The sequence below is a fragment of the Aureibacillus halotolerans genome (genome assembly GCF_004363045.1).
Lineage (GTDB): Bacteria > Bacillota > Bacilli > Bacillales > DSM-28697 > Aureibacillus > Aureibacillus halotolerans.
In genome coordinates this window covers 148,218-165,458 of record NZ_SNYJ01000004.1, presented here as the reverse complement: position 1 = coordinate 165,458, position 17,241 = coordinate 148,218, and the positions used below count along the sequence as shown (strand labels likewise).

General features: G+C 43.4%; 16 protein-coding genes. 13 read left to right on the top strand and 3 right to left on the bottom strand.

The features are described 5' to 3' along the window. Positions 1 to 4: 4 nt before the first annotated feature. Both EV213_RS06715 and EV213_RS06705 read left to right on the top strand, forming a co-directional pair. The gene (locus EV213_RS06715) at positions 5 to 424 is read left to right on the top strand and encodes a VOC family protein (RefSeq protein WP_133579741.1); all 420 of its coding nucleotides are present in this window, start codon (positions 5 to 7) and stop codon (positions 422 to 424) included. A gap of 671 nt (positions 425 to 1,095) precedes the next feature. Next, positions 1,096 to 1,680: a GNAT family N-acetyltransferase gene (locus tag EV213_RS06705; RefSeq protein WP_133579739.1), complete on the top strand. Its 585-nt coding sequence runs from the start codon at positions 1,096 to 1,098 to the stop codon at positions 1,678 to 1,680. A gap of 371 nt (positions 1,681 to 2,051) precedes the next feature. On the opposite strand, the gene EV213_RS06700 is transcribed toward EV213_RS06705, so the two are convergent. From EV213_RS06700 to EV213_RS06690, 3 genes are read right to left on the bottom strand one after another with little or no spacing between them, the layout of a single operon-like run. Continuing rightward, a complete protein-coding gene (locus EV213_RS06700) occupies positions 2,052 to 2,345 on the bottom strand; it encodes a putative quinol monooxygenase (RefSeq protein WP_133579738.1) in 294 nt (97 codons plus the stop codon). A 9-nt stretch (positions 2,346 to 2,354) separates the two neighbouring features. Beyond that, a complete protein-coding gene (locus EV213_RS06695; RefSeq protein ID WP_133579737.1) occupies positions 2,355 to 2,999 on the bottom strand; it encodes a nitroreductase family protein in 645 nt (214 codons plus the stop codon). Next, entirely contained in the window at positions 2,996 to 3,451 is a 456-nt protein-coding gene (locus tag EV213_RS06690) for a MarR family winged helix-turn-helix transcriptional regulator (protein ID WP_133579736.1), read from the bottom strand. Before EV213_RS06690 ends, EV213_RS06695 begins: the two co-directional genes overlap by 4 nt. 181 nt (positions 3,452 to 3,632) lie before the next feature. On the opposite strand from EV213_RS06690, the gene EV213_RS06685 reads away from it, so the two are divergent. From EV213_RS06685 to EV213_RS06635, 11 genes are all read left to right on the top strand, one after another. Next, a complete protein-coding gene (locus EV213_RS06685; protein ID WP_133579735.1) occupies positions 3,633 to 4,400 on the top strand; it encodes an HAD-IIB family hydrolase in 768 nt (255 codons plus the stop codon). A gap of 48 nt (positions 4,401 to 4,448) precedes the next feature. Next, a complete protein-coding gene (locus tag EV213_RS06680; RefSeq protein ID WP_133579734.1) occupies positions 4,449 to 4,907 on the top strand; it encodes a hypothetical protein in 459 nt (152 codons plus the stop codon). A gap of 182 nt (positions 4,908 to 5,089) precedes the next feature. Further along, positions 5,090 to 6,835, top strand: coding sequence for a sensor histidine kinase (locus EV213_RS06675; protein WP_133579733.1), 1,746 nt, complete (start codon positions 5,090 to 5,092; stop codon positions 6,833 to 6,835). Continuing rightward, positions 6,813 to 8,216, top strand: a complete 1,404-nt coding sequence (locus tag EV213_RS06670; protein WP_166639192.1) for a response regulator transcription factor — start codon at positions 6,813 to 6,815, stop codon at positions 8,214 to 8,216. Before EV213_RS06675 ends, EV213_RS06670 begins: the two co-directional genes overlap by 23 nt. 160 nt (positions 8,217 to 8,376) lie before the next feature. Further along, positions 8,377 to 10,083: an extracellular solute-binding protein gene (locus tag EV213_RS06665; RefSeq protein ID WP_243740012.1), complete on the top strand. Its 1,707-nt coding sequence runs from the start codon at positions 8,377 to 8,379 to the stop codon at positions 10,081 to 10,083. Between the two features lie 66 nt (positions 10,084 to 10,149). Next, positions 10,150 to 11,040, top strand: coding sequence for an ABC transporter permease (locus tag EV213_RS06660; RefSeq protein ID WP_133579731.1), 891 nt, complete (start codon positions 10,150 to 10,152; stop codon positions 11,038 to 11,040). An 18-nt stretch (positions 11,041 to 11,058) separates the two neighbouring features. Next, positions 11,059 to 11,949 carry a carbohydrate ABC transporter permease gene (locus EV213_RS06655; RefSeq protein ID WP_133579730.1) on the top strand — a complete coding sequence of 297 codons (891 nt, stop codon included), beginning with the start codon at positions 11,059 to 11,061 and terminating at the stop codon, positions 11,947 to 11,949. A 173-nt stretch (positions 11,950 to 12,122) separates the two neighbouring features. Next, complete coding sequence (locus EV213_RS06650) at positions 12,123 to 12,341, top strand: hypothetical protein (RefSeq protein ID WP_133579729.1); 219 nt, start codon at positions 12,123 to 12,125, stop codon at positions 12,339 to 12,341. Positions 12,342 to 12,390: 49 nt separating this feature from the next. Then, positions 12,391 to 13,050, top strand: a complete 660-nt coding sequence (locus tag EV213_RS06645) for a TetR/AcrR family transcriptional regulator (protein ID WP_166639191.1) — start codon at positions 12,391 to 12,393, stop codon at positions 13,048 to 13,050. A gap of 84 nt (positions 13,051 to 13,134) precedes the next feature. Continuing rightward, positions 13,135 to 14,157, top strand: a complete 1,023-nt coding sequence (locus EV213_RS06640; protein ID WP_133579727.1) for a LacI family DNA-binding transcriptional regulator — start codon at positions 13,135 to 13,137, stop codon at positions 14,155 to 14,157. Between the two features lie 991 nt (positions 14,158 to 15,148). After that, a complete protein-coding gene (locus EV213_RS06635; protein ID WP_133579726.1) occupies positions 15,149 to 17,221 on the top strand; it encodes a beta-galactosidase in 2,073 nt (690 codons plus the stop codon). Positions 17,222 to 17,241 lie beyond the last annotated feature (20 nt).

The following is a 17,241-nucleotide window of genomic DNA, read 5'->3' as shown; positions in this document are numbered from 1 at the left end:
TACATTGTCGATAAAAATGATGCCGTATCTTATTCTGGATGGAAATGGTGCAGAAGCTGTTGCGTTTTACGTAAAAGCGTTAGGTGCAGAGGTCATGGCTCTTCAAACCTTCGGAGGCATGCCGCAATCACCGGATCAACCAGTGCCTGATGAAGCAAAGGATCGCGTAGCCAATGCGCAACTTTCCATTGGTGGTGCTGAATTTATGCTATCAGACAATTATCCTGGTATGGCCTATCAGCTTGGAGATCAAGTGTCGGTGTGCATTATCACCAACAGCAAGGAAGATTCTGAAGCATTGTTCAACGCATTAGCGGATGAAGGAACCATTCATATGGCGTTTCAGGAAACCTTCTGGAGCCCGGGGTATGGCATTGTCACAGACAAATTTGGCGTGAACTTTCAAATCTCTACAGAAGCATAATTAGATAAATATTGGTTGTATTGAGGCGTTTTAAAGTGCTTCTGTAAGCCAGCTTTTCTTTTGCGGTTTACTCACAGTCTTGTTAGAAGTAAAACTTAAAAACCACGAATAGTAACACTGTAAATACGACTTGTACCATCACCAATATTGCGTACCCAATATTGGTTTTTTTGTGTTGATTTTTTTGGTAGTGTTTGATGAGTAAGTACTCGTTAGAAAAACATGTACCATTAACGAGTAGTAAGAAGCTGATTGTGATGAGTAGGGCATTTCCACTTTCTAAAAACGAGGTTGAAAATACCATAAGTGTACTCATAAGATTAACAAATGAAATACTATATTTTTTAACGGTTGTAGGCATGTGAAAGCTCTCCTCATATTAAGTTATCGCAAGCTATTGATGCTATAGAATAACTCATCATTAAACTTGTTTATCTTTGACGACACCAAAAAGAGATGGTAGGAGCCTGATTATATCAAGATTAATCCGAGTAAGCACAAAACGCAATGAAAGAAGCTACCCTGCTCAAGGTTAGGTTTTACAGACAAAATTTGTATAAAGAGATGTATTATTTACTTGAGTTAGTTCGCATTTAAAATGAGAACTTAATGTTGTGGAGATGATTGGAATTTTTATGTTGCAAATTTTGAGGATATAGGGGGTAAGTTCAATGTACAAGGCGATGATTGATAAGGATACTTACATTTCTATTTTAGAACCGCGACACGCAGAGGAGTTATATCATGTAATTGATGCAAACCGAGAGAATATAGGAGAATGGCTATCCTTTCCTATGAAGACAAACAATGTTGAAGACTCGAAGATATTTATTGAGAAATCCCTTAAAAGACTTTCTGAAAATAATGGATATTGGGCTGGGATTTGGCATGAAAATAGCATCGCTGGCTCGATAGGATATTTGTTTATGGATTGGAGTGCAAGAAAAACTGAAATCGGGTACTGGTTGGGTAAGGATTATGTGGGTAAAGGCTTGGCAACATTAGCTTGCAAACAACTCATTGACCACTCATTTAACGATTTAAGGTTGAGAAAAGTAGAAATCAATGTAGCGACGAAAAATTGCAAAAGCAAAGCAATCCCTGAACGATTAGGTTTCATGCAAGAAGGAATTATTCGTAACTATGAATACTTAAATGGGGAATATCACGATAGAGTTATTTACGGATTACTAAAAGAAGATTGGGAACAGGAAAATATAAATAACCTGGGTGAAAACGAGACCTGGACAAAATAAAAACACTCTACACAAAAAACGAAAAACATTAGGATTTGAAATAAACATAGGCGGTCAGCGTAGTCAAAATCCGTAGACTCCTGCGGGAACAGCGCGAGCTGAAGATCCCGCAGGAAAGCAAGATTCCGAGGAAGCTGAAGCCGTGCCCGCGGAAAGCGAAGTATTTTGCTGAAGCGGTCGAAGGACATTAAGAAAATTAACTAAAGATCAAAAACATCCAATTAATTCAATTGGATGTTTTATACTCTAATAAACTTGTTGGTTTATGTGTAAATTGCAGTGTTTTTATACTAAGTTATCAACTTGAGTTTTATTTGCTTTATAATGTATGAACTATTTACTCCAATTGCAGACTTTCGTTTTCGTATCGCTTAATTTAACTTTTCCCCTTGATAAACGTCAACTTTTAATGGCGCACTCAACAACTCCTTGGCACTAGCACTAAATGTTTGAAAATGAGAACTTGTATTGTGTGCTTCTACTGCGGCCATGTCCTTCCAATTTTCCACCATCAGAAAACGATTCGCATCGCTTGGGTCCTGGAACAATTCATAACTGTTGTTCCCAGCCTCCGTACGACTGCCTTCAATGACTGCGTTCATTTCTTGTAAGAAGATGTCTTTTTTCTCGGGTTTGACTTGCATCGTTGCATGAATAATAATCATGAGTCCACCTTATTTCCATTCAGTGACTTGTTCAATTGGCATACGGTAAGACTGGTAGCCAGCATCTGCTGCTTTCCCGATAGATATCAGCATAACAGGGATATATCGGTCTTTGTCGAGGTCAAATGCTTCGGCAATTTGGTCTTTCTCATAGCCGCCAATTGGATTTGTATCATAGCCAAACGCTTTTGCAGTTAACATCAGTTGCATAGAAACCAAACCACTGTCGATCAAAATCGTCTCTCGGTTGGATTGGTTTGAGATGTCAGAAAGCACTTTGCGAATGGCGATGACCTGATAGTCTCTTACTTCTGCTGGCATCATTCCTAGGTCTACAGCTTTTCCGTAGATTTCTTCAAGATAGTCTAGGTTCTTCATATCCGCAAAGACGGCGATAACTGCTGAAGACGTTGTGACTTGTTGTTGATTGAATTTAGAAAGAGGTGCGAGCTTTGCTTTTGCTTCTGGGCTATCAATTACAACAAAACGCCAAGGCTGCAGGTTGACGGACGATGGTGCGGTTGTTGCAGCAGTAAGAATCTCGTGCATCTCTTCTTTGCTAATTTTCACATTCTCATCATACCGACGAATGGAACGGCGATCCTTTAAGAGTTGTATAAAGCTTTCTTTATTGTATGTGGCGGTTTGATTCACTCTGGTGTTCCTCCTAGGTTTTTCTTAGTGACTTGCGATACGTTTTGACTGATTTTGTTCAACATGGATAGGAAGTGTTCCAACTCTTTTTCAGAGAATCCAGCTAATGTCTCTTCTATAAATTGACTTTTTTCCTTGTAGGATTGTTCGATATGACGTCGCTCATCTTCATCTAGCTTCACCCATGTCGCTCGTTGATCATCGGGCTTTTTGTACCGATAAATTGTCCCGGAAGCTTCCAATTGCTTCAGATGTCTCGTAACTGCTGCAGGGTCTATATTTACTTCTCGTTGCAAGGAGGTTTGCGTCACCTCGTCATGTTGAAGAAGATAGTGCAGAATCTCAATCCGGGAGGTACTCGCTCCGAAGCACGTTTCGAACGTTGAGTAGATCTCCTTATTGACGGACTGCAACTGCATAAAAATTTGTAACCGGACGAAACAAGCGGTCATGGTTTGATTCCTCCTTTAAAACCATTGATACGTCAATGATTGATACGTCAATAATATAGTCGTTCCTGATTCTTGTCAACAAATGTGATTATTTAAGGGGAATTTAACTATGCCCAATGTTTCTCAAACGACCCTCAAATGGTAGAATATATGAAGTCCAGGTGGAAAGGGAGCGATTTGTATGCGCTTCGTGTTTGATTTAGACGGAACAATCTGTTTCCGAGGACAACCGGTGACAGAGCCGATTCTTCGCCAGTTTGATGCGCTGGTCGCACGTGGTCACGAAGTGATTTTTGCGTCTGCTCGACCAATCCGAGAAATGCTTCCAGTACTGCATGATCGCTTTCATTCGGTCTCGCTTATTGGGGCAAATGGAGGTCTAGTGTCAAAAAAAGGGATCATTTCAGCGGTCCAGCCATTTACCCATGATGAGCTTCTCCTCATTTATGAATTGATAGAACATCATAAAGCGACCTATTTGATTGATGGAGATTGGAACTATGCCTGTACGGGGACAAACCATCCCATTTTGGAGAACATGGATTCACGTCAGGTTGCCAAATGCGTGCCAATCACAGAGCTTGGTGACATTATAAAAGTCCTCATTCTCTCTGCGGAACATACGGGGAATCTTTTAGACAAGCTTCACCAATTGAATTTTGTGCCCCATACGTATCAAGAGGATGGCGGTATCGATATTAGCCCGCGCGGAATACATAAGTGGAGGGCTCTGCAAACGCTTCACGTGGAGGAGAACAACTTTATTGTTTTTGGCAATGATGCAAATGATGAATCAATGTTCCAAAAGAGTCGACATTCCGTCATGATTGGCGAGCACCCGAAGCTAGCTCCATTGGCGACTGAGCGTATTGAAACGGGGGAATCGTGTGAACGACGGATTATTGAAAAGCTTGAGGAGTTGTCTCGTCAGTACGACAATGTAATTTAAATGAGTGTCTAAACAAAACAATGATGCATGACGAGGAGGACGGTGACAATGTCGATACGAATCCATCCAAGTTTTATTTTTCACTGTTTTTTTATCTTCGTCCTCTCGGCGATCTTCAGTGTCCTTAACATGGGGATACCTTTATTTAAAGGTGGCGCTCCGCCGCTTTCTGCGCTTCTCGTTTCTAGTCTATCTCTCGTCATTTGGGGATTGTATGGTTTCTTTTGTGCGCTAAAACGCGACACATCCATCTGGTACCCTATCATGTTTTGGTTAGGCGGCGGCTTGCTCTTTTACGCAAGTGCTTCATTGGAATGGATCATCGTTGGTCTCATGACCGTGCTCGTTTGGGTACAGCCATCATACGGGGTCACCTATTTCATGGCATCCAATCACCCCTTGCTAGAACCCAGTGCCCACTTCCTCGTCCCTTTGTTTGTCAGCTTAGTAGGGTTCGGGATGGGACACTATTGGAGGAAATTGAGCATGCATGTATCTGATGGTTAGAAAATACCTCATTGCCTTAAAAAGATGAAAAAAAAGCCGATGTATAGACGACATCTTTTTCCAATGTCTGAGAGGCCTTTTCTATGATACGATATCGTCATATGTAAGCGGTATCAAGCGTTCGGATAGTATATTGAACCAACAAACAATGTTTCCATGTCTTACGAATAAGAGGGAGAGCGATGCTAAAACGGTTGCATCTTTTATGGTTTCCAGATTCGTTTACATTAAAGAACCGAATTGTGGTCGTGTTTGCGTTGTGTACGCTGCTACCGCTTATTTGTACGGTGGTATTTGCTTACCATACGATGTCAACGATGCTGACGAGTAAACTAAATACCTCCTTGCGAGATAATTTGAGACAGGTGGAGCTTTCGATTGAAAATATTCTTGTCAATTTGAACCATGTATCGCAACAGCTTGCAGCTCCAGGAAGTGTTGGTATGAAGCTAGACGCTTTTTTAAAGGCGAAAGACCCATATGAAAGAGCTTCTTTGTACAGTGAGTTTAAGAATGAGTTTAATGTGCTGACCTTTAGCAATCCAAGCATTGGGATGACAATGTATTTTCTTGAAAATGAAGGTCGGTATTTATTAAACAATTATGGGGTGAAGCCAGATAGTTCTATGGAAGATCTCCCTATTCTTGCTGATCGCTACAAGATTAGAAACCATGGTCCGCATATCAGCTTGCAACGACACAATCACCAGTATGTACTTTCGACGCTGAGACAGGTTGATATTCGAAATCGCGATACGATTTATGTGTATATCGAATCTGCATTTAACCTTACGGAGGACATTCTTCAGCGAAATGAACGAACGCAACGTTCTTCCTATTTGCTGATGAATGCTGAGGGAGAGGTGACGTATAGCGATTTGCCTGAGAGATTCCCCGTTCAATCTATGTTCTCAGAACAGGGCAATGAGGGAATGACAGGGGCATATTATTGGTTTAAGGAGCAATCTGACCAAGGGTGGAGTATCGTTTCGTTAATTCCACAAGTGCAATATGATGAAGAAAAAAATGAATGGATTGTGCAGATGGCGTATTTAACCATCTTTTTTGTTGTCTTGAGCTTGATCGCTTCCTGGCTTCTATGGCTCATGGTGTATCGTCCGATGAACACCGTCCACGAAGAGATTGACTCGTTAACCAACAATGATTTTGCATCAAAGGTAATTTTTACGAAAATTCCTGAATTTGATGCGTTACTCGCCCAGTTTCAGCATATGAAAGCACAAATTCGATCGCTGTTTCAACAAGTAGAGCAGAAGGAAAAGCGACGCGCAGATCTTGAAGTGGAGAAGCTCATGTACCAGATCAATCCCCACTTTCTAATGAATACGCTTGATACGGCACGATGGATGGCGGTCATGAACGGGCAAAAGGACATTGACCATATTTTAACGTCCTTGAATCGCTTGTTAAGCTACAATCTAGGCAAGCTAGGGGAGCTCTCTAATGTTGCAGAGGAAATCGAGTCGATGAAGCAATATTTGTCACTGCAACAGCATCGCTATGATTTTACGTTTGACGTACAGATCGAGGCAAGTGACGATTTAATGCAAACAACAGTATCACGCTTTATTCTCCAGCCTCTAGTGGAAAACTGCTTGTATCATGGGTTGGAGGATGACGGTCACATTTCTGTCTGCGTGTTTTCAGAGCACGATCAGCTTGTCATTGTTGTGTCTGACGATGGAAAAGGCATGTCTCAAGAAAAGATAGACCAGCTGTTGACTGATGATACCGCGCTGCAAAAAAATGGGATGGGCATCGGGATGAGCTACGTTAAACGCGTGCTGGAGCGGCAATATGAAGGAGCCTCTTCCTTGCGCATCAAGAGTACGCTTGGGAAAGGCACTAGCATTTATGTAACCATACCTACGGAGGTGCATGGGAATGATCAACATCATGATCGTTGAGGACGACAAACTTGTGAGAAAAGGATTAATCTCCCTCATGCCATGGGCGGACTACGGCATGAAAGTCACTTGCGAAGCGAATAACGGAGAAAAGGCGTTAAGCCTGTTGGAGACGACGACGATTGATCTGGTCATTACCGATATTTCTATGCCAGTCATGACAGGGCTGGAGCTCATGGAGGCCATGCAGGAGAGATTCTCACATATTCCTGTTGTCCTGCTCACCTTGCATCAAACCTTTGACTACGTTCAAAAAGCACTTCGTCTCGGGGCGATCGATTACATTTCAAAGGTGGAGCTAGATCACGATAACTTTGATGATATTTTGATTCGAATCCAGCAAAAACTGCAGGATGTCCGTAAAACGACTACAAAGGATCAGCAGAAGGAATACTTCGATACCGATGAGGCTTATGTTTGGCTGACACGTAAAGAGGAAGGGGAGTTAAGTGATACAGCCATACACCAAGTCGGCCACTCCCCTCTGATTGTTCGTGAAGATGTGTATATGTGGATTTTGGAAAAAGGACAGCAAGACCAGCTCAGGCAGCGATTGTCTGAGCTCCATGAAACGCATCCCACTGCCTCTCTATGCCATTTGACAGGCATTCAGGGAAAATCGCTGCAGGAGGTGAGGCAAGCACTGATGGCTTACAGCTCTCATGCCTTTTATTACGACTTTTCCCCCTCGCGTTGCTTCAGTGACCTATCCTTTGATCAGCTATTGGCGTCTTCGGTCAAGGATGACGGGCAAGAAGAGTCAATTCGTTCCGCACTCATCTCTTTGCAATGGATTCAGGATGCCGAGCTTTTGGATAAAGTATTGCATGATTGGAAAACACAATCGTTTCCCCCATCACGGGTTGATCAACAAGTGTATTACATGGTGAGTGAATGGAATCGCGTGTACAGTCCTGTCGTTGAACAGACGATTCACTACCCTGGCTCTTTTGCGTATTGGCATGATGTCAAACAATGGTTTTATAGAACGCAGAATGTATGGCGCACGGCTTTAGCAAAGCCTACGCTGTCCGAAGAAGTGAAAGCGTGTATTTACCGAGCGGTGTTTATTGTGAACGACGAGCTTTCCTCGCCGATCCATGCGGAGTATGTTTCAAAAAAAGTGAATATGAGCCGAAGCTACTTTTCACAATGTTTTAAAGAGGCTGTAGGTATGACATTTAATGATTATGTCCGTTTCGTCCGAATTGAAAAAGCGAAGGAGTATTTGGCGAATACCGATAAGCCAGTGTTGTGGGTTGCGGAGCATACAGGCTACAGCGATCATAAATACTTCAGTCGCCTCTTCCGCCAGCAAGTAGGCGTCCTTCCAAGTGTGTTTCGACAACAACAACGCGAAGGGGAGAAAAATGACAACTGAAGAGGGGGAGATTTGTTCTGCGTCCCAGGCAAATGCGTGATCATCTACTAAATGCCGTTCTTTTTTCTACCCTAAGCACAAACAAACATCGTCACTGTATACGCTTTCAGACTGTTATAGTAAAAAGGTCTTAGAACTTATCAAGTAAGGGGGAACAAAAATGCATAAAGAAATGAAAGCGTTTTTTGTAAGCGTTATGCTATTGCTTTTGGTGCTAACAGGTTGTGCGGGGAATGATTCTGCTGCACCAGATAGCTCAGGCTCTGATTCTTCCGGCTCTGAATCAAATGAACCGGCAGATCCATTTGGAGCGTACGAAGAACCGATTACAATAAAAATTGGTCAGGAACTTGATCCAAGTGATACAAGTCTTCCAGCTGAAGACTCTCCATTAGATAATCAGTTCACACGAAGCGTTAAGGAAAACCTGAACATCGATGTGGAGCATTATTTCACTGCATCTCCTGCAAATTACGATCAAAAGGTAAGCCTGGCGATTGCGAGTAACGATTTACCGGACGCCATGATCGTTGGCCCTGTTGAATTGAGACAAATGTATGAAGCAGGTCAGCTTGAGGATTTAACGCAAGTGTATGAAAATTATGCGTCTCCTGCCATTAAACGAATTATCGAAGGCACGAACGGCATTGCATTAGAAAGTGCGACGTTTGATGGCAAAATCATGGCCATTCCGAATGTGCAATTGCAAGCAGATGGTGTGCATTTGCTTTGGATTCGCCAAGATTGGTTAGACAAAGTTGGCCTTGAGGCGCCTAAAACCGTAGATGAATTGAAAGCGGTCGCCAAAGCGTTTGTAGAAGAAGATCCAGATGGTAACGGCCAAGCGGATACGATTGGTCTTGCTGGACCAGATACAAGCAACAAGCTGTATGCAACCTTCCTTGAATCAACCAATAATCTCTACGGGTTTGATGGCATTTTCTCTGCTTTTGGTGCATACCCAGGGTTTTGGGTAGAAGGAGAAGGTGGAGACCCTGTCTATGGCTCTACTCTTCCTGAAACGAAGGAAGCACTTTCGGCATTACGCGATATGTACGCCGAAGGATTGATTGATCGCGAAATGGCAGTACGTGAGGATTCAGATCAATCGGTAATTAGCGGACAGACGGGCATGTTCTTTGCTCCGTGGTGGATGGGGTATGGTCCATTAGCTGATGCGATTACACAAAACCCAGATGCGAACTGGCAGGCTTATGCGTTGCCACTTAATGCAGACGGAGAATATACACCACATTTAAGCACGCCAACAAGCAATTATGTTGTCGTGAAAAAGGGTTATGAGCATCCTGAAGCGGCAATGAAAATACTAAACAATCTTTTAGACAATGAATCGACCTTTAGTCCTGATAAGGGCGGTCCAGGATACTATCCATTACGTCTCGTATTTGCACCATCTGATGAAACCGAATTCACTGTTAAAGCCCTTCGTGAAGTGATGGCCGGCACAAAGACACCAGAGGACTTTAAAGATATGCCGGAATACAAGCTCCTTGTCTCGGATGTGGAAACGGTCAAAACCGTGAAAAAAGAGCCTTATGATGATCTCAATATTGAACATTGGGACCCACAGGCAGATATGGGCGTATGGACGCGTATGTATTCCTTGCTTGTTGGGGGAAGCCCGCTTGTCGACACAGAAATCAACGGTGTTTACAGTGAGCTTTATTCACAAACGAAAACAATGGAACAACGTTGGGTGAACTTGAAAAAGCTTGAAGATGAAACATTCCTAAAGATTATTATGGGCACTGAGCCGTTAGACAGCTTTGATACCTTTGTAGAAGATTGGAAATCTCAAGGTGGCGAGCAAATTACAGGCGAAGTAGCAGACATCACTTCTGAATAATATGCGTGAGGCTCCGGAAGCACAGGTTTCCGGGGTCTTTCTGCCAATGGAAAAGGAGGAAACCTGATGTACAATAAGGGCTTTGCCAAACATTACTATCTTATGCTTTTACCAGGTCTTATTTGGCTTTTTATTTTTAGTATCGTCCCTATGTTTGGTATTGTCATTGCCTTTCAGAACTACAATCCGGTTCAGGGCATTCTTGGCTCGGAGTTCGTAGGTCTTGACACCTTTGAATATATGTTCTCATTAAACGATACGGCAAGCATTTTTATGAACACGATTTCGATTGCTGTTATGAAAATTATCGGAAACCTAGTCATTCCGTTAATTTTTGCTTTGATGCTCAATGAACTGAAACATATGATTATCAAGCGCTCCATTCAAACCATCGTTTATTTACCTCATTTTTTGTCATGGGTTATTCTTGGCGGTATTATTCTTGATATTTTCTCCTTTCAGGGGCCAATTAACCAAATACTAGGCTTCTTCGGCATAGATGCTATCCTCTTTTTTGGCCGAGCGGACCTATTTCCGTTCTTGGTTGTAGGCAGTGACATTTGGAAAGAGTTCGGCTTCAATACCATTATCTATTTAGCCGCCCTTACAGGCATTAACCCAGCGTTATATGAAGCTGCGTCTATTGACGGAGCATCTAGGTCTCGCATGCTTTGGCATGTGACCCTTCCCGGCATTCGGACGACCGTTGTGCTTTTATCCGTACTCGGGCTTGGGAATGTCTTAAATGCCGGTTTCGACCAAATTTTCAACCTCTATAACCCGCTTGTCTATTCTACAGGAGACATTATTGATACATGGGTGTACCGTGCAGGTCTCTTGAATATGCAATACGAGCTTGCGACAGCTGTAGGGCTCTTGAAGTCCGTTGCAGGATTTATTTTGATCAGCGTGTCTTATTTCTTAGCTTATCGTTTAACAAACTATCGGATTTTCTAATAGAGAGGAGGGTGAGGCATGGTCAGAAATCGGTCCGTTGCATCTAGAGTCTTTGATGTCGTGCTACTTGTTGTGCTTATCGCGATTTCCATCACATGTATTTTGCCCATTTGGTATACACTTGCGCTGTCCTTTAGTTCAAAATCGGCAGCTGCTGCAGGTATGGTGGGTCTGTGGCCTGTCGGCTTCAACTTGAATTCCTATGTACAGCTTCTAAATGAAGGGCAGTTTTTTCAATCCTTTTGGATCTCAATCCAACGTGTTATTCTGGGGGCTGGTCTCAATCTCCTGATTGTACCGTTGATGGCTTATCCATTATCTAAAACAATCAAAGACTTCAAGCTGCGTAATATCATTATGTGGTCAGTCATTTTTACAATGCTGTTTAATGGTGGCTTAATTCCACTTTATTTAACGATTAAGAACCTTGATCTGATGAACAGCATTTGGGCGCTGGTGCTCGTCGGAGGTGCACAAACGCTTGTCTTTAATATTATCTTGACGATGAACTTCTTCAGGAACCTTCCTCCCGTACTGGAGGAAGCCGCTTTGGTGGATGGTGCTGGTCCGTGGTACATCCTGTTAAAGCTCTACATTCCGCTATCTGTCCCTGTACTTGCCACGGTGTCATTGTTCAGTATTGTCTACCATTGGAATGAGTTTTTGTACGGACTGATCTTTATGACTCGTGAAGAGTTCTATCCGCTGCAAACATACATTCAACAGCTCACCATTTCGGTTGATCCATCATCAATGACAGAGGATCAATACAAGCGAATGAGTGAACTCTCAAACCGAACATTAGATGCGGCAAAGCTGTTTATTGCTATGCTGCCAGTCCTTATTGTTTACCCATTTTTACAACGATTCTTTATCCATGGCATTACGCTTGGGTCGGTAAAAGAATAGTACGTAAAGCGAATGGAAAAGTGCTGAGCTGTAAGTCTATTGAGACTTGCAGATCAGCTTTTTTGTTGCATAGTCACATTTTGTCGAAAAGAACTTTCGAAAAGCTGTGTCCTTTCCATATCCGTCCAATTTCAATGTGGTACATTAGAAAGGACTTATTTTGGGAGGTTGCTATGCCATATTCTGTTGGCCGCATTGTGTTTAGTCTCATTTTAGGAGCCTTTTTTGGAGCTGTAAGTGGTTTCGCTTTTGTCGAAGTACTGGGAGCGCCTGAGGCTTTTGCGTTCCATGGGATTTACTACGGGATGATTTTAAGCGTGCTCATCTGTCTGGTTCTCGAGGTAAGCGAAAAAGGTAGTCAGCCACTTTCGAAAGAAGAAGGCACAGATTGATAGATTTGAACAAAGGATGGATTCATCATCCGTTTGGAGGAATTAGATTGTGACCACACTAGATCAACGTCAGCAATTGATTGAATGCGCCACATCACAGATCGCACATCATGGCTATTTTCAAACTACGGTGTCTGACATTATTGAAGCTGCAGAAGTTACAGAAGAGACCTTCTATGCGTTTTTTGAAACAAAAGAAGACGTTGTGATGAGCATTTTATCAAAGGGAGAAGAGGCGTTGTTAGACGTTGTTAAATTGGGGTATCGCAAAAACAATGATAACGTCAGCGGCATGGTGGATTCATCGATTGCGTTGTTTACGAATTATTTTTCTTTTGCTAAGGAAAATCGTGATCTGATGATGCTGATGATTCGCATTCGTAATGGTGGAGACTCAGCTGTTGCAGCGTTTGCCAACCGAGTGAATGAGGACATCGAACATGCGTTTTTTCACAACATACAGCGTGCAAAAGACTTGGGTATGCTTGTTGACAAGCGATCGACCGCTGTTCAGGCGGCTTTGCTCACAAGCCTTGTCAATGGAATGATGCAAAGGTGGCTCTTTGCGAATGATCCTATCGATTCCATCTCTATGCTCTCTCCTGAAGACATGGCTCGGGAAATTGTCCAGTTTGAATTTTTTGGTTTCATTGGATGGCATGATGAGTATCGCCAATGTCATGAGAACAGCAAGGGGAGAATTGAATAATTTAGTAAAAATTTTTACTTGCCCTCTTTTTAAAGTTTCATTGCAAGTGTACAATAGTAGACGAAGAAGCAAGGAGGGCTCAATGTGGCAACAATCAAACAAATTGCCGAAAAGGCAGGAGTGTCTTTGGCCACGGTGTCGCGCGTTCTGAACAAGGACCCGAAGCTGTCAGTGACAAAAGAAACGCGAATAAAAATCATCCAAGCCGCCAACGATCTAGGCTACAGGCAAAAAGTAATTCAGCCGTTTATTGAACCCATTGCCTTTTTATATTGGGTTACAGAGCGAGAAGAGCTGGAGGACGTATACTTCAAATCAATTCGGAAGCAGGTGGAACGTCAGGCGGACGATTCCGGGGTCGATCTGCGAGTGTACACGATGGCAGATGGCATTGATGCTATAGATCTTAATTGTCGGGGATTTATTGCCGTGGGACGGTTTACATCTAAAGAGCTCGATCAATTGGGTTCAGCGTTTTCGAACGGGGTTTGGATAGATGCGGTTTCCGATTCGGATCAATTTGATGTCGTCCGAACTGATCTGGAATGGATGACGCGCCAAGCGGTGAATTTTTACATAAGTGAAGGGCATACTGACATCGGCTTTATTGGCGGGGTAGATGTCGATTCGACCACAGGGATGCAAAAGCAGGATATTCGCGAAAAAACGTTTCGTTCATATACACAAGATAAAGGAGTCTTTTCGGATCAGGCGATTTTCGTAGGTCCGCATTTCTCAGTAAACGTTGGATACCAGTTGATGACAGAAGCGATTCAATCCCTTGGTGAGAAGCTTCCAACTGCATTTTTGGTGGCGGCTGACCCAATCGCTGTGGGATGTTTGCAAGCATTAAATGAACATGGGTACGCGATTCCCGGTCGCGTCAATGTGATGAGCATTAACAACATCAGCGTTGCCAAGTATGTTTCCCCACCACTTACCACATTTCATATCGATGTCCAAGAGGTATGCAAAACGGCAATTGGGTTGTTGTTTGAAAGGATTGTAGATGGGCGGTCCATCGTGAAAATCGTCAATCTCCATGCGCAGCTTGTGTTTCGTAAAAGTACTACACAAGGAGCAGAGTCAACAAACGATGTTGAGTAAGTATGGAAGAGAAGGATACAAACCCACGGCTAAACATTATTGTTTATGCGACTCTAGTGCCCTTTCCACTACCTTCGTTGGTTATGGTCGAAAGTGAACCAACAAGGTCTATCTCATTTCATTCGTTCTTTACACTAACCAAAAGCGGTCACTAGTGAGACTCCAGTAGTAATGAAAACACGATGAGGTCCTTTCGAGTTGAAGATGCGCTAAGGTGAACGGGAATGACGACCGCTCCGTCAGCATACTTCGCTTTCTGTGGGGCTCGGCTTCAGCTTCCTCGAAAAAGCATGGCTTTTTCGAGGGGATCTTCAGCTCGCGCTGATCCCACTAGAGTCTACGTATGTTGGCTACGCTGATGTTTGTTTCTGCGTACATTGTTTTAATGTGGCTCGTTCTCGTGTTGAGAGTAAAAAGCCGTGTTGCAACCAAATAGGGCAAGTAAGTGCATGTTTCAAGTTAGATCACCTGGTGCCTTTTACAAGAATGTCGTTTGGTAATGGTTGAAAATGAAACCAAAAAAGATCTTTCTCATTTCATTCGTTCTGTATAATAAACCAAAAACGGCTACTAGTGAGACTCCTGCGGGAAAGCGAGCCAAGCGAGACCCGCAGAGCGTGAACACGCTTGAGGAGGCTTGCGGATCGCCCGCGGAAAGCGAACGTATAGCCGTTTGCCTATGAAAATGTTTTCCAGCTGTTTACTTGTGCGAAAACAAGGACCATAACTCATCCTGAATAAAATAAGATCTACGTTACCTGATGGGGCACTAGTGCTATAGTGTAGCTTAAGCCGCTAAGATCTAATCATGATTTGATGGTATATTCGTTTAGCTCAGGTGAGCCGCGTGAAGTAGACTGTTCAGGCGGCATTTCTTGTGATGCTATAACAATACATATTGTTTTACTAAAAAATTTAACTAAAACAATTGAATTTTTTATAGAAAACTGCTACGATCTTATGTAAACGTTCCCATGGAGGAGACTGACTTATGACAAAGAAGTGGACTACAATCCATCCAAATGTAAAAGGGATGATGCACGGTGGAGATTACAACCCTGACCAATGGCAACATCTTCCTGAGGCAATTGATGAAGATTTTCGTTTAATGAAGCTCGCGCACGCAAATGCATTCTCTGTGAATATTTTTGGCTGGAGCGCTCTTGAGCGTGAAGAGGGTGTTTACACCTTTGGTTGGCTAGACGACATCATGGATCGCTTGGCTGAGCAGGGGGCGCATGCGATATTGGCCACACCAAGTGGCGCGCGTCCAGCTTGGATGAGTGAAAAGTATCCTGAAGTGCTGCGAATTGAGGAAAATCGGAAACGAAACTTGCATGGGCGCCGACACAACCATTGCTTTACGTCTCCAGTGTATCGTCAAAAAACGCAAGAAATGAACCGTATGCTAGCAGAGCGGTACAAGAATCATCCGGCGCTTGTGATGTGGCATGTGTCGAATGAATATAGTGGAACCTGTCATTGTGACTTGTGTCAGGCTGCGTTCCGTCAGTGGTTAAAGCAAAAATACAACAACGATTTGGATCAGCTGAACAAAGCATGGTGGACAGGCTTCTGGAGTCACACATATACAAGCTGGGAGCAAATTGAATCACCTGCCCCGCACGGTGAGAACGAGGTACATGCCCTTACACTTGACTGGCGTCGTTTTACAACCGACCAAACGGTGGATTTTTATCGCAACGAAATTGCGCCACTACGAGAAATCACGCCAGACATTCCATTAACAACAAATTTTATGGGCAATTATCCACGTATGAAACCATTTGTAGGGTTGAATTACGCAAAATTCGCAAACGATATCGATGTTATTTCATGGGACGCCTACCCAGCTTGGCATAACCCTTGGCAGTCCAATGCCGAACTAGCAAGAGATGTTGCATTCGTGCACAATCTCTATCGTTCTATGAAAGGCGGCAAGCCCTTTTTAATCTTGGAATGCACGCCAAGCTTCGTCAATTGGCAAAAAGTCAACAAAGCAAAACGTCCAGGCATGCACTTGCTGTCTTCTCTACAATCCATCGCGCACGGTTCGGATTCAGTGATGTATTTTCAGTGGCGTAAAGGACTTGGATCGTCTGAAAAATTTCACGGCGCTGTTGTGGATCACACCGGGCGTGACGACACACGCGTATTCCGAGACGTTGCAGAGGTCGGTAAATCACTCGGTCAGCTTAGTGATGTGGCAGGAACATCCGTCGAGGCGAACGTGGCTATCGTTTTTGATTGGGAAAACGAATGGGCAATTCAAGACGCCCAAGGCTTTGCCACAGAAGACAAAAAGTATATTGAGACACTGGAAGAGCATTATCGCTACTTCTGGGAGCGTGGCATTAGCGTTGACGTAATTACGCCGAATCAATCAATGGATGACTACAAGCTCATTATCTGTCCGATGCTGTACATGATTCCAGAAGGATTTGCCGAGAAAACGGAAGCGTACGTACAAAATGGTGGTACCTTCGTGACGACGTATGCAACTGGGCTTGTCAATGAGACCGATCTCGCCTTTACGACAGGTGGACCAGGACCGTTTCAGAAGCTTCTTGGCATTCGTACAGAAGAGATTGATACGCTGTACCCTGAAGAAACTCGTGAGATTGTGACAACCAAAGGGGTTAAATACAAGGCGCAGGAGTATTGTGAACTCATCCACGCCGAGGATGCAGAGTCCATTGCTTTCTTTACTTCTGATTTCTATGCGGATCAACCCGCAGCAACCGTTCGAACTCATGGCAAAGGAAAAGCATACTACATCGCTTCTCGTAATGAAGAGTCGTTTCAAGATGCATTCTATGAAGGTGTTGCAAAGGATCTCGACATCAACACACCGTATGGCATCGTTGTGCCGAAGGGCGTATCTTTACAAGTGCGCACAGACGGCGATTGGGATTATCTCTTTGTTATGAACTTTTCCGAGTCACCACAGCGTGTGCAGCTTGGAGAGCAAGTCTTTGAAGATATGTTGGCAGAGACGACAAGCTCGAACACCCTTCACCTCGAGAAATATGGTGTTCGCGTGCTGAAGACGAAACGCAACTAAATAAATGAGACAAACCCAGA

Excerpts from the sequence above, each read along its gene's own strand:
- EV213_RS06670 (WP_166639192.1), top strand. The coding sequence starts at position 6,813 with ATGATCAACATCATGATCGTTGAGGACGACAAACTTGTGAGAAAAGGA.
- EV213_RS06665 (WP_243740012.1), top strand. The coding sequence starts at position 8,377 with ATGCATAAAGAAATGAAAGCGTTTTTTGTAAGCGTTATGCTATTGCTT.
- EV213_RS06675 (WP_133579733.1), top strand. The coding sequence starts at position 5,090 with ATGCTAAAACGGTTGCATCTTTTATGGTTTCCAGATTCGTTTACATTA.
- EV213_RS06660 (WP_133579731.1), top strand. The coding sequence starts at position 10,150 with ATGTACAATAAGGGCTTTGCCAAACATTACTATCTTATGCTTTTACCA.
- EV213_RS06680 (WP_133579734.1), top strand. The coding sequence starts at position 4,449 with ATGTCGATACGAATCCATCCAAGTTTTATTTTTCACTGTTTTTTTATC.
- EV213_RS06635 (WP_133579726.1), top strand. The coding sequence starts at position 15,149 with ATGACAAAGAAGTGGACTACAATCCATCCAAATGTAAAAGGGATGATG.
- EV213_RS06685 (WP_133579735.1), top strand. The coding sequence starts at position 3,633 with ATGCGCTTCGTGTTTGATTTAGACGGAACAATCTGTTTCCGAGGACAA.
- EV213_RS06655 (WP_133579730.1), top strand. The coding sequence starts at position 11,059 with ATGGTCAGAAATCGGTCCGTTGCATCTAGAGTCTTTGATGTCGTGCTA.
- EV213_RS06690 (WP_133579736.1), bottom strand. The coding sequence starts at position 3,451 with ATGACCGCTTGTTTCGTCCGGTTACAAATTTTTATGCAGTTGCAGTCC.
- EV213_RS06700 (WP_133579738.1), bottom strand. The coding sequence starts at position 2,345 with ATGATTATTATTCATGCAACGATGCAAGTCAAACCCGAGAAAAAAGAC.
- EV213_RS06705 (WP_133579739.1), top strand. The coding sequence starts at position 1,096 with ATGTACAAGGCGATGATTGATAAGGATACTTACATTTCTATTTTAGAA.
- EV213_RS06650 (WP_133579729.1), top strand. The coding sequence starts at position 12,123 with ATGCCATATTCTGTTGGCCGCATTGTGTTTAGTCTCATTTTAGGAGCC.